The 11,218-nt window shown below is 48.8% G+C and carries 12 protein-coding genes and 1 tRNA gene; 6 read left to right on the top strand and 7 right to left on the bottom strand.

Going from position 1 to position 11,218, the window contains the following annotated elements; genetic code table 11:
- Positions 1-5: 5 nt before the first annotated feature.
- Both MO867_RS12720 and MO867_RS12725 read left to right on the top strand, forming a co-directional pair.
- Positions 6-389, top strand: a complete 384-nt coding sequence (locus MO867_RS12720; RefSeq protein WP_252468224.1) for a hypothetical protein — start codon at positions 6-8, stop codon at positions 387-389.
- A gap of 15 nt (positions 390-404) precedes the next feature.
- Complete coding sequence (locus MO867_RS12725) at positions 405-1,367, top strand: hypothetical protein (RefSeq protein ID WP_252468226.1); 963 nt, start codon at positions 405-407, stop codon at positions 1,365-1,367.
- A 1-nt stretch (position 1,368) separates the two neighbouring features.
- Here the strand turns inward: MO867_RS12725 and MO867_RS12730 are convergent, their stop codons facing one another.
- The gene (locus MO867_RS12730; protein WP_252468237.1) at positions 1,369-2,061 is read right to left on the bottom strand and encodes a hypothetical protein; all 693 of its coding nucleotides are present in this window, start codon (positions 2,059-2,061) and stop codon (positions 1,369-1,371) included.
- Positions 2,062-2,125: 64 nt separating this feature from the next.
- On the opposite strand from MO867_RS12730, the gene MO867_RS12735 reads away from it, so the two are divergent.
- Entirely contained in the window at positions 2,126-3,238 is a 1,113-nt protein-coding gene (locus MO867_RS12735) for a hypothetical protein (protein ID WP_252468239.1), read from the top strand.
- Positions 3,238-5,292, top strand: a complete 2,055-nt coding sequence (locus tag MO867_RS12740) for a hypothetical protein (RefSeq protein ID WP_252468251.1) — start codon at positions 3,238-3,240, stop codon at positions 5,290-5,292. The genes MO867_RS12735 and MO867_RS12740 overlap by 1 nt, the downstream gene beginning before the upstream one ends.
- Positions 5,293-5,710: 418 nt before the next feature.
- Here the strand turns inward: MO867_RS12740 and MO867_RS12745 are convergent, their stop codons facing one another.
- On the bottom strand, positions 5,711-6,655 hold the full coding sequence (locus MO867_RS12745; protein ID WP_252468253.1) for a hypothetical protein: 945 nt from the start codon (positions 6,653-6,655) through the stop codon (positions 5,711-5,713).
- 201 nt (positions 6,656-6,856) lie between these two features.
- Here MO867_RS12745 and MO867_RS12750 point away from each other — a divergent pair, with 201 nt between their 5' ends.
- A complete protein-coding gene (locus tag MO867_RS12750; RefSeq protein WP_252468255.1) occupies positions 6,857-7,402 on the top strand; it encodes a GmrSD restriction endonuclease domain-containing protein in 546 nt (181 codons plus the stop codon).
- Positions 7,403-7,406: 4 nt separating this feature from the next.
- Here the strand turns inward: MO867_RS12750 and MO867_RS12755 are convergent, their stop codons facing one another.
- Both MO867_RS12755 and MO867_RS23810 read right to left on the bottom strand, forming a co-directional pair.
- Positions 7,407-8,069 carry a DNA-processing protein DprA gene (locus tag MO867_RS12755; RefSeq protein ID WP_252468266.1) on the bottom strand — a complete coding sequence of 221 codons (663 nt, stop codon included), beginning with the start codon at positions 8,067-8,069 and terminating at the stop codon, positions 7,407-7,409.
- On the bottom strand, positions 8,056-8,580 hold the full coding sequence (locus tag MO867_RS23810; RefSeq protein ID WP_252468277.1) for a ComF family protein: 525 nt from the start codon (positions 8,578-8,580) through the stop codon (positions 8,056-8,058). The genes MO867_RS12755 and MO867_RS23810 overlap by 14 nt, the downstream gene beginning before the upstream one ends.
- A 270-nt stretch (positions 8,581-8,850) precedes the next feature.
- Here MO867_RS23810 and MO867_RS12765 point away from each other — a divergent pair, with 270 nt between their 5' ends.
- The gene (locus MO867_RS12765) at positions 8,851-9,048 is read left to right on the top strand and encodes a hypothetical protein (RefSeq protein ID WP_252468280.1); all 198 of its coding nucleotides are present in this window, start codon (positions 8,851-8,853) and stop codon (positions 9,046-9,048) included.
- Positions 9,049-9,108: 60 nt separating this feature from the next.
- Here MO867_RS12765 and MO867_RS12770 read toward each other — a convergent pair whose 3' ends face one another.
- The 3 genes from MO867_RS12770 to MO867_RS12780 form a co-directional block, all read right to left on the bottom strand.
- Positions 9,109-9,651, bottom strand: coding sequence for an imm11 family protein (locus MO867_RS12770; RefSeq protein WP_252468282.1), 543 nt, complete (start codon positions 9,649-9,651; stop codon positions 9,109-9,111).
- Positions 9,648-10,205 carry an AHH domain-containing protein gene (locus MO867_RS12775; protein WP_252468284.1) on the bottom strand — a complete coding sequence of 186 codons (558 nt, stop codon included), beginning with the start codon at positions 10,203-10,205 and terminating at the stop codon, positions 9,648-9,650. Before MO867_RS12775 ends, MO867_RS12770 begins: the two co-directional genes overlap by 4 nt.
- A 389-nt stretch (positions 10,206-10,594) precedes the next feature.
- Positions 10,595-10,671 (bottom strand) — tRNA-Arg (locus MO867_RS12780).
- Positions 10,672-11,218: the final 547 nt, after the last annotated feature.

The following is an 11,218-nucleotide window of genomic DNA, read 5'->3' on the forward strand; positions in this document are numbered from 1 at the left end:
GTGGAATGCCCAGCTTTTCCCCGAAAACTATTGATAGCCTTGAGGCTTGGCAGTTCGCTTACACCATTGATGATGGCCATAGCGCCGGCACTATTGTCAGAGCTTCAATAACCTCCAAAACTGAGGCGGCAACCTCTGATGCTCAGGCTGCAGCGGTATTGAAGTGCACCATTGCCGTGATTGATGACCAGGGCAATTTGCTAACCGATGCTGCTGGCGATGAAATGAGCAGCGTCTATGTAACTACAAAAACACTCCAGACTGATGCGAGCCAGACGGTAAATGTTGCTGACCATGTTGCAGATTTGGTATCCGACTGCATTGTTGAAGTGGCGAATCGCCTGGCCGTTCATAGTTCAATTATGGCTATGGCAATTCCCAGTAGCTAAGAGAAAGGTGAAATCATGAGCTTTTTAGATGACCTCATGGGCGGCGGTAGCGAGTCCAGCAGCCAGTCATACATCGACGAAGACCAAAAAAACTACCTCACTGATATTTGGGGGCAGGGTCAGTCGCTCTACAACTCCGGACAATCCACGGTCGCGGACATGACCCCAGAAATGCAGCAATATATTCAAGCTGCAATGGGGTTTGGTAATACAGCTAATAACTATGCCGGCCAGATGACAGGAGCTTCCAGCGGCTTTGGCAATACTGCAAGCACAATGCAGAATTACCTGAATCAAGTGATGGGAAGTGGTGGGTATCAAGCACCGATGCAAAACGGTGTTGATATGAATACCGTGAACTCGCTGATTGATAACGACCTACTGAATTCACAAATCACGGCCAGCACCCGGGACATATACCGCGACCTCGATGAAAACCAACTGCCGGGCATAGCCTCAAGCGCTGTTTCTACAGGTAACGCCGGTTCAACGCGCAGAGGGGTGGCTGAAGCTATTGCCGCTCGCGGTGCTGATGACAGGGCCTCAGATGTTGCCGCTGGTATCCGTTCAGATGCCTACAACCAGGCCGTGGGCGTTGCAGCAAATCAGGCCAGTGCAAATCAAAGCGCCCTGATGAACACCAACAGCCTTAATGCCAACATGGCCGGCAGTGCGTTCGGGACCGCCGGCAACCTCTTCAATACCGGTTACAACAACGCCTACAACATGGGTATGGGCGGCGTGAGTTCGATGGGGCAGGGTGCAAGCGCCATGCAGAACTACATGCAGCAGGTAGCAATGGAGCCCTGGCAGGCGTTGCAGTTATACCAGGGCTCTGTGGGCTCACCGGTTGTACTGAATGAGTCCACCCAGACTCAAAGCGGTTCACCGTTGGGGGCTCTGGGTGGGGTGCTGTCCGGGCTCGGTACAGGCGGTCTTGGGTGGGCGCCATTTGCCTCAAGTGCGGTCGGAGGCTGATTTATCCCTCCTCGATTTGACTTCGCTTCATTCGGAAGTAATGAGTTTCTCCATCAATATTCACTTGGATGTTGAAGATACCATTAGGTGTTTTATGCAAAGCTTTAGTGTCTATAACAATGCGGCCGGAATTGTATTCCCCTTGAGCAATGGTCCTCGTTTGAAAAATCTCCTCAGCTAATTTTATTTTCGCGTTTTCGAGTTCAAGGGCAGCTATTTCGTTATCTATTCTGTACTGACGAGCTTTCTCAACTGCAACAAATTGACCTTGAGTGTTGCCGGTTGCCCCCGCTCCTGCCGCCTCAAGAGCCGCGCCTAGTCCGGACATTTTATTTCCGCTCTGTCTTCTTGCGGCCTTTAGCTCTAGTTCATATAGGAGGTCGTAATAATCAAGGACTTTGAGGTGTTTTTCTGTCTCTGAGATGAATGTTGCTGAAATGTTCTCAGTGCCTACAGTCACCGGCTCTAGGTTGATATTTTTAACCGCTAGGAGGTAGGACGTGTTTCCGTTCGCGTTGCCCACCAAGTCGTATGGTGTGATTTCTACCTTATATCTCTTCTGAGAAGAGATGATAGGCCAGCCATTGGCTAACCGTTTTTCTTGTTGTGCCCCCTGAATGGGCTCATGGCGAACCATCACTACAGATGAGCATCCTGCCAGCAGGCACAAACAAAGCAATCCAATTGCTCGCATACGTTTCCCCTTTTTTAGGGATTCAAACAAATACCATTTTTTCAGTCAATCAATAGGTTGAATTATGCGCCCGGTATTAACAATAGGGGAGCCACAAGGCGCCCTGGACTCGGCATTTATTGAGCCAAAACAATCTCCTGTATTTGATAGCGGCGACCCATTCGCCCTCGAAATGGACCGCCGCCAGCAGCAAATCATGGAAAACGACAGCCGAGTGGAGGCCCTGAAAAAGGACAAGCTTGGCGGGATTGGCCGAATGCTGACGGCTATGAATATGGGCTATCACGGACAAAACCCAAGTGCAGCCTTTGCAGGATTCAATAGCCAAGTTGCTGCACTCCAAGAGCAGAACGCTCAACTTAATTCTGAGGTAGGCGACATAAACCTGAAGCGAGCAATGATGGAGCAGCAAGGGGCGGGCACACCTGACACAGTGGGCTCCCCTTTAGCGCTTGCCAATGGCAACTATGGAATTGCGGTAAAAAATCCAGATGGCTCAACTGAGGTGCGCGATTTAGGGGTTAGGTTTGACCCGAAGGTGCACAAGGTGGGTGACCAGCTTTTGACAACAACTGGCGGAAGCACACCCGTAGAACTCCTGTCTGATGAGCAGCTCCAGAAAATTTATGACCAGCGTATAAAAAATAAGAAAGGCGAGATTGATTTAAAAAATAATTCTGAGGCCGAAAAAACTGCGGCGCTTAATGCTAAAACCTACAAGGCGTATCAGGCTGGAATGGAAGGTCTATCTAAAGGGATGGAGGGGACCACCACCAACCCCATTGCAGGATCCCTTCCTGCGTTGACCTCAGAGGCACAAACGGCTGATGGCGCAGTGTCGGCCATGGCTCCAGTTCTTAAATCCCTATTCCGTGAGGCTGGTGAAGGCGTCTTCACTGATAAAGACCAAGAGTTGCTGATAAATATGATGCCGACCCGGAAGGACCACCCCGAAGCGCGTAAGGCAAAGCTCGATATGGTCGATCGAATTGTACGCGCGAAGCTGGGAGTTGGTTCTGGGGGGCATGAGAGCAGCAATCAGGGAGAACCTCCGGTCAGTTCGACAATTGACTCCCTTGGCCCTCCTTCTGGACCCCCTCAAACAGGCGAAGTAATAGACGGCTATGAATTCCTCGGTGGTAACCCTAACGACCCAAGCAATTGGAGGCAGAAATAATGACAAAGCCCTGGGAGAGGAACTGGGAAACCGCATCAGAAAAACCCAAGCCTTGGGAGCGTCAATGGGCAAAAGGGGAGGCTGAGAGTAGCGGGGAAGGCTCATCTATGCCTCTTGCTGCCTCCGCCCCTCTGGAGTTCATGGGCGCGGTGAACCGCGGCGCAACAGAACTTGTAGATTTTATTGCTGGTGCAGTACCGAATGCGGTGGCCTATACAGCTGGTTCTGATTGGAGAATGCCCCGCTTAACTGATGCCCTGGAGGCAGGAACGGCGGGTAACTTTATGGAGGAAGGGCTAAGCAAAGACGTAGTTCGCGAAGCAGGAGAAGTGATACCAGCTGCTGCAAGTGCTGGAGGTATGTTGAGGCAGGCAGCCGCAAGGTTGCCGCAGTTCGGAGCATCATCTGAATCAGCGGCTGCTGGAGTTATCCGGGAGGTGGGCAAAACCTCATCTGCCGCTGACATTGGCCTTGGTGCAGCCTCTGGTGCCGGTTCTGAGCTTGGCGGAGAGGCTGGCGAGTATGTTGGCGGGGAATATGGCCGGCAGGTTGGCGGGATGCTGGGAGCATTGGCTCTACCGGTGGCGGGAACTGCGGCTGCGACAAACTTAGCGCGAAAGCCTGCAGCTATTCCTCGCGGTGTACTTGCTGATGAGAATGGCGTGACTCGCGAAGGGGCTCGCCTCGCCGTGCAAGGCAAGATTGAGCCGGCGCAACTCAAGGGTGCTCTCGATACTGTCGAGCAGAAAGCGAGAAACAAAGTATTTAGCGAGGTAGGCGTGAAGCCAACCAGGGCGCAGTTGACCCGGAATGCTGATGACTTTAGAGAGCAGCAAGAAGCAGGTAAGTACTCTGGCGCTATCCGTGGAGCCCTGGAAGAGCAGGATTCCGTGCTGACTCGCCGCGTGAATGAGTTAGCAAGCAGGACCGGGGGGGCAAGCAGAGAGGCGCACGAGGCCGGTTATGCGATTGAGGACGTTATTACACGCCGAGCACTGGATGATGACGCGCTTGCGTCGAATCTGTACCAAAAGGCTAACGAGATTGCCGGCGGCCAGCCCAAAGTGCTGCTTAAGGGTTTCAATAAGTTACTGAAAGACAGTATGACCTCGGACGATGCCACTAATGGTGTATTGAAGGCGATTAAGGGCCGATTGCAGCGTAAGGGGTTGCTGCTGGATCAGACCCCGTCAGGGATTAACTCTGCAGGCATGTCGGAGAAGCATGCACGCCTAACGCCTAAACAAGTAGAGCGCGAGGTCCGACAGTTAATCAATGAATACTGGGATTCCACCAGCGGCGTGGGGCGTCGCATATTGAATCAGCTGAAAGACGCGGTCGACAAAGATGTCTTTACATCTACTGGTGACGACTTTTACAAAGAGGCTCGCGCCGCTTTCGAGCAGTCCCGGAAATCGCTGGAGGCAGTTAAAAAGCACAACTTCTGGAAGAACGAAAAATCCGTAGTGAAGCAGATACTCGAAGGAAGGGTTGCGCCCGAGGATATCTTTAACCGTTTGGTTGTAGGTAAGGGGGGCAAGGTTGATGACCTGAGCCTCTTGAAAAATTACCTGAACAGCGGTAGTGGTGAAGCCGGCAAAGCGGCATGGAATGACCTTCGGGCCCAAACTCTGGTGCATCTCAGGGACCGGGCAACAAAAGCGCTTGCCACAAATCAGCGGGGCGAACGGACCTTCAATGGGGTTGAGTTCCGAAAAGCTATAGAAGGAATTGGCAAGCCGAAGTTAAGGCAAATCCTATCAGCCGAAGAGCTTGAAGCGTTGGAGAGTATCGCAAAGGTAGGTGAGTTACGTATTCCTGTTCCTGGGACAGCTTTGGGCGATGGGCCGACAAGTGTAGCGGTGAATTCTTTGAAAGAAAGCCTTGGTATTATTGAGCGGGCAAGCCTGAAGCTGCTTGAACTTGGATACAAAGGGCGGCGTGCCAAGGGGGTTTTAGATGCCGAGATTATAGACATGCCAGCGATCCCAACAACGGAAGCAGGTAAGTCGCTCGCACCTTTGGTTGGGGCCTTGGATGTCGTAAACCAGTAATGGCTATGAGAAGTGCCAATCTTTCACAAAGGGGGCTATAAAAATAACAGCTAACCCGAATGTAAAGACAATTTCTTCGATTAACTGTTTTGTTTCTTTATTCATTCCTAAACCATATCCCAGATAGCAAATACAAAAAGTGTCTGGCAGTGGGCGTTAAGGAGAAGCGTGCCATAAGGTAAAACCCCCAATTGGAATGAGGGGGCCAGCTACTTGGGGCGCGTGAGTCAGCCCCAAGTGGTACTGTTTGCATGGTTACTATCAGTAATTCCCGGATGGCTTTAGCTCTTTAGGGCGACTAGTTATAATTTGTACCTCGGGCTCCTTACTGCTAACCGGTTTGATATTGGAGGCTAGCATTTTAATTGCTGCAGACCTTATATAATCAAACTTTCCTTGACGTTTAAACTCACCTTTTTCAGGTGCTAATATCTTCCGCATTTGCACTGCCCTCCCTGCTTGTACTGATGTCCTGAAATCGATATTTTCTCATTGAGTGTAGATAAAGCTCTAACTCGACGCGGTCAGCGATGTCATCCAATACATTTTCGCAGGCCTTAAAATCTTCATTACTATCTGCTGGACATATATTTTGACCATAAACTGCAATAGAGAAAATGTAAACATAATTACAGTTGTTTACAGTTATTCTAACTGGCTTGCAATAAATTGATCCCTGTTTGGCATCTCTAGATCGTTTAGAGTGCTCAAACATATTCTCCTTGATACCCTTTCTAATATCTGGAATCAATAGGCTATCACCAGATTGAAAGCAGGTGGCGGCTGTAGAGTTTCCGTTCATGATGTCCCGAGCTTTTGCGTATTTTCTTTGTGTTTCACATCGCAACTCATACCACCACTTATCTTCCCTTGGGTTGCCTTGAATGATTGTTATTGCAATATTTTTGGCGTCTAATCCAAAAGCTTCGACTAAAAATCTTTTTGTTTCAGCCAGTACATACTCTAATTGCTCCTTTGGGTGTGTGATTGCTTTGAAGGTATCACCGGTTGGTTTTAGGTGCTTTGCCTTGTCGAAAAATCTACGTTTTTTCTTATTTACCAGGCTCTTGAATAGCATTATTAGAGCCTTGGTTATCTCGTTTTTTTGTTTGCTTACCTTGCTGCGCAAAAGCTCAGAAATCGTTTTAAATATTATCACTAGGGATGTGATAAAGAGGAGGGCCAGAAAAGCTGACTGATGGAATTCTATGTTGTTCTTGATTAATTCAAAGTCATCCCCCCAAATATCAAGGGTTAGATAATACATAGTGGTAAAGGCAGGTATACAAATGCTTAATGCGGGGTGATTTAAGAATCGTGTAAAAAAATTATCCCCAAATGCAAGAAAAATTAATTTCTTCAAAACCATTCCTTGGCTTATTCAATTTTCTTTCGATATTTAACTAGTGGTCCACGGGGATTATCGTGACTTGCCACGTAATAGTAAACTCTTGTTAATTCCTAAAAATTAATATATGAAAACCAATGCTTAATGTGCCGAGCTGTATTTGTTCCTTTTGCCGGCCTTCGGTACGATCCCTTTAAACAATAAAGAGGGGTCTTCATGCGCCTATTGCTACCAATTATCCTATCCACCGCTCTATCTGGTTGTTTTGAGGCTGTAGCCAACACCAACGAATACGACCGCCACGAATGGCTGCCACGCTGGTCTGATACTGACCGAGACTGTCAGAGCACACGTCATGAGCTGCTAGTTCAGTTCTCACTGGCTCCAGTAACCTTCACCAATGACAAGCAGTGCACGGTAGACGCCGGCCTCTGGTTGGACCCATACACTGGAAATTTCTATTTCCTGGCCTCTGACCTGGATGTTGAACACATCGTGCCTCTTTCATGGGCTCACGGGCACGGTGGTGCCAATTGGACTGTAGAGCTAAAGCGGCAGTTTGCAGAAGACCCTGAGAATCTGTGGCTAGTCGATGATGGCCGGAACCAGAGCAAGGGCGACAAAGGCCCCGACGAGTGGATGCCACCCTATGAGCCCGTCCAGGCTGTCTATGTGAAGCGGTTTATGGCGATAGTGGAGAAGTATGAGCTGAAGTTCTCGCAGGAAGAGTCAGCCCAGATTTTGGCGCTTTTGGACGAGTAAGTCTTTACAGCTCTAAGAGGTCGTAGTCAGCCTTGGTTCTTAGAGCTGTAGCCTTGCCGTCATTGATGAGTTTAAGTGGGCCTTGGCAATTCAGTCCTAAGGAGTTTTCAGGGTTGTGAGGGGCAACAGCAAAGAGGCGGTGCCGTGCTTGAAGGCAAAAGTCAGCGTGCTTCATGGTCCCGCTTGATGTGGCTGACTCCACTATGACTGAAGATTGAGAAAGCCCTACTTGAATCCTGTTTCTAGCTACAAAGAAATGTCTTTGAGGTGTCACACCTTCGGGGTGTTCTGATACCCAGAGGCCGCCAGTCTCAAGTATTCTCAGCGCCAGTTTATAGTTTGCTCGAGGGTTTGCGGTGTGTAGGCCGTGGGCAAGCACGGCGATAGTGCCCCCACCAGCGGCGAGGGCGCCCTCATGTGCCGCGGCATCAATTCCAAGCGCCAAACCGCTGACAACGGCATTTCCTTTTGAGACTGCGTAGGCGGCGATTCTCCTGGCAATTTCTAGCCCGCTTGTAGAGGCATCACGAGAGCCCACAATGGCAATGCCAGGCTTAGAAAGAAGGTCAATATTCCCGCGAGCATACAAGACGGCAGGCGGGCTAGGGGCATCCTCTAATCCTAGTGGGTACCTTTGGTCACCGCGTTGAATCTCAACTATGTCCATTATTGACCGTTTTACATAAAGCTAAAACTAAAACCACATCAGCACCGGCTCTCCTGAGCAGCTCCGCAGCCACTTTCAGAGAATTCCCACTGGTAGTCACATCATCCAATAATACCACTTTTTCTCCTGGGATAATGTGGGAAGCTGTAACCAAAGATTGTCTGTGTATATCTAAGGTGCGGGTTCCACCTTTATGCAAGGGGTCGATAGACTTCACCCTTTGCAATAAGTTGCCATTATTCCTGATAGGAAAGGAACCTTTAAGATTCCTAACCATATGGGAAAAACCGTTATGAGCCTTCCCTTGAGTTGATGAAGGAACGGTGGCAACACTAAATGCAGCACCGGGAGGAAATGTTGATGCAAGCTTGGCTCTCACGTGCTGCGTAAAGAAGTGAATAGCTTCCGAATCCCCTTGTTTAAATTTAACCAGCTGTACGCTTATGCCAGCGTGTTTGGGGTTTGCGCCACCACGAGATGGATGATATTCAAATAAGTGTTCCACTTGCACATTTACCTCCTAGGAATTTCCGTGCTCCACTTAGCTTCAGGTCAAATATACAGATGATGCCTGTAGTATAAAAACTGGATTATTTTCGACTACTTGCAGACGCAAGAGAAAAGAAAGCGCGGGCACCCTGGGTGCTCCTGGCATTCAACTCCCCCGTATACCTCATAGTCTACATCTAGGTACAAATATCATTTCTCGGGCTGAATACTGTATATTTATACAGTATTTTGATAGATTGACCTCGTGTCGACGGAAAGAAGGAGTTGAACCATGACATTCATAGAGGTTGAAGCCGAGATACGCGCTTGCTTGAACACTATTGAGATGACCGCAGACACTGCCGACCCGAAAATCAGGGACATGCTAAAGGTGCAGATAAACAACCTGGATGCAGCAACCAACACGTTGGTTGATGAGCTAAACGCTCTCAACGAGAAGCAAGAGCGGCTTCGAGAATTATTAAAGTAGTCAGGTAGGGCTAAGAGGAGGCGCTGTGGGGAAGCCCCTCCAGATGGTGGGGCTAGTCAATTAATACTGGGTCAGATTCTTGCTGAAGAACAAGCCATCCAGCGATGATGCTTCTACCGCTTCTTTGAACGCCTCGGTGCAATAGATACTGACATTGGACTCTTTCGTCCTGAATATCGGCACCTCTTTAAGTTTATCTTCATCGAACTCAATAGCTGAGATTAGGTCGTTATCTCGCGTAACTGATCCGGGCACTACCGCATTAAGGTCTTCGGCAATTGTTAGTGGATTGAATAGGTAAAATTTGGCCCCTTGATGGGTGCAAGGTAGAAACTCGCCGAAAGGGCCTAGTGTGCCTTCGAGAGCGTTGTACGCAGCTTCATGCAATACAAGATAGTTTTGCCACCGAGAAATCGTTGGAATGACCGGAGCAGAATCGCAAGCCTTGATACTTAGCTCTAACGGTTCCCATTCTTCACTATAGGACTTAGGGGCTGTATTGAAAAGGAACTTCATACCCACTCGCTTTTTAAGTACCGCAGTAGGTTCGAAGTAGGGTGTCATAAAGTCGCTGTCGTTTTCAGATACTTTATAGATACTCATGCTTTTCCTATACGTCTAAGTTCGTCCGCTGGTAACATAACATAGTGCGGAAATGATGAGAATTTGAGGTCATACTCGATACCCTTTAGCAGCTTCTCTACACCCTCTAGATTTAGCTCCCCGGGCTGCATGGCTAGTGTATCGAATTTTTCCCTTAACCATATGTAGTAGCCACTTCTATGAATACGAGAGTGAGGAACTGCACTAGGCATTTTGGGGTGAGGAGTGTCTGCTGTTCTAGAGGGGAGCCAAGTGCCATTTCGTATATCATCTATCCGAATTTTTACATAGGCCAGAATGGCCCGCTGCTGTACGGCTTTTGGATGAGAGCCAGATACTATGGCATGGGCATCACAATTACCGCCAGGGTGCGGCTTGCCATTTTTCTCCATAAACTGCCCCATTCTGGCTGAGTCATGCTCTTCAAGCAGTAAGGCTTCTTCATCCATATCCTTGGATGCTTTACGGTACTTGTCTAGCCCCTCTTCAACTTGCTCTACGACCCGCAAAGCCATGTAGTCCGCTCGAGTAATGTTTTCCTTTGAGGCAAACATATCAATGGCTACTTCGCGGCGATCTTTTAGGTAGAACGGCTTTGGTTGTTCCTAGTGACCCATTCTTGAAGCTCCCTCTTTAAAACTGAGGCGTATTATATGAAGGCAGCTGGCGTGCAAAGTCTGCTGTAAGGCAATGAAATGTGATCTGGTTCACCAATTAGATCGAATAAATTCTCTCAATTGATCAACTGTTCACCTCACTAGATTGAGAAAACGGCATTGCTGTGGAAAGGATGGTTAAAGCGTCAATTCGGTACCATCAAGGAGGGTGAAGAGGAGCTGTTTGGATGTACAGGTTTTGAGCGATTGCCCTATTTTATTTGCACCACAATTTGCACCACAACAAAAAAGGGCTTACGCGGTGAAACGTAAGCCCTTGATTTGTATGGCGCGCTCGGGAGGATTCGAACCTCCGACCGCCTGGTTCGTAGCCAGGTACTCTATCCAGCTGAGCTACGAGCGCGTCGAGGTGGCGCACTTTATGTGTTTGCAGTGATCGAGTCAATCTTTTTTTGATTTTTCCGATGCGACTTTGCCAGCTGGAGGGGATGGGTTAACTCAAAAGGCTTGTACCCTTCAGTACAGTCTTATGTATAAGGCGCGTCCGGAAAGGTCCAAATTTTTGACTAATTGGTTCTATCCTTTGAATTTTTCCTGAATAAACAACAGGTTAGAGTTTTATGTAGCTTGTTTTGAATTGTATAGGGGAAACACCACGCAAGCGCGGATGTCGTTATCTGCCAAATCGGACCGGCCCATCGCAACGGTAGCAAATTCAGGGCGGAATGGTTGGGAACAGAGCGTCCCGGCGGTTCTGCCGCGCTTGGGTAAAGCGCGTTTGTAGGTAACAGTGTGCGTGCCACCATCTGAACTCTGCCGACCCAGGCTCCGTCACCAACCCAAGGCCCTGACATTATTGGGGGCTGTTACAGATCAACACTTCGGACAGTTTTAAGGGGCGAAATAGGTAGGAACCACGGCCAGATACTGAGAAAATAAGGTTCTCACTT

The sequence above is a fragment of the Microbulbifer okhotskensis genome (genome assembly GCF_023895975.1).
Classification (GTDB): Bacteria; Pseudomonadota; Gammaproteobacteria; order Pseudomonadales; family Cellvibrionaceae; genus Microbulbifer; species Microbulbifer okhotskensis.

Bases quoted from the DNA above. Each gene is read 5' to 3' on its own strand.
- MO867_RS12775 (WP_252468284.1), bottom strand. From the start codon at position 10,205: ATGTTTGCCTCAAAGGAAAACATTACTCGAGCGGACTACATGGCTTTG.
- MO867_RS12755 (WP_252468266.1), bottom strand. From the start codon at position 8,069: ATGGACATAGTTGAGATTCAACGCGGTGACCAAAGGTACCCACTAGGA.
- MO867_RS12720 (WP_252468224.1), top strand. From the start codon at position 6: ATGCCCAGCTTTTCCCCGAAAACTATTGATAGCCTTGAGGCTTGGCAG.
- MO867_RS12750 (WP_252468255.1), top strand. From the start codon at position 6,857: ATGCGCCTATTGCTACCAATTATCCTATCCACCGCTCTATCTGGTTGT.
- MO867_RS12730 (WP_252468237.1), bottom strand. From the start codon at position 2,061: ATGCGAGCAATTGGATTGCTTTGTTTGTGCCTGCTGGCAGGATGCTCA.
- MO867_RS12765 (WP_252468280.1), top strand. From the start codon at position 8,851: ATGACATTCATAGAGGTTGAAGCCGAGATACGCGCTTGCTTGAACACT.
- MO867_RS12770 (WP_252468282.1), bottom strand. From the start codon at position 9,651: ATGAGTATCTATAAAGTATCTGAAAACGACAGCGACTTTATGACACCC.
- MO867_RS12735 (WP_252468239.1), top strand. From the start codon at position 2,126: ATGCGCCCGGTATTAACAATAGGGGAGCCACAAGGCGCCCTGGACTCG.
- MO867_RS12725 (WP_252468226.1), top strand. From the start codon at position 405: ATGAGCTTTTTAGATGACCTCATGGGCGGCGGTAGCGAGTCCAGCAGC.
- MO867_RS12740 (WP_252468251.1), top strand. From the start codon at position 3,238: ATGACAAAGCCCTGGGAGAGGAACTGGGAAACCGCATCAGAAAAACCC.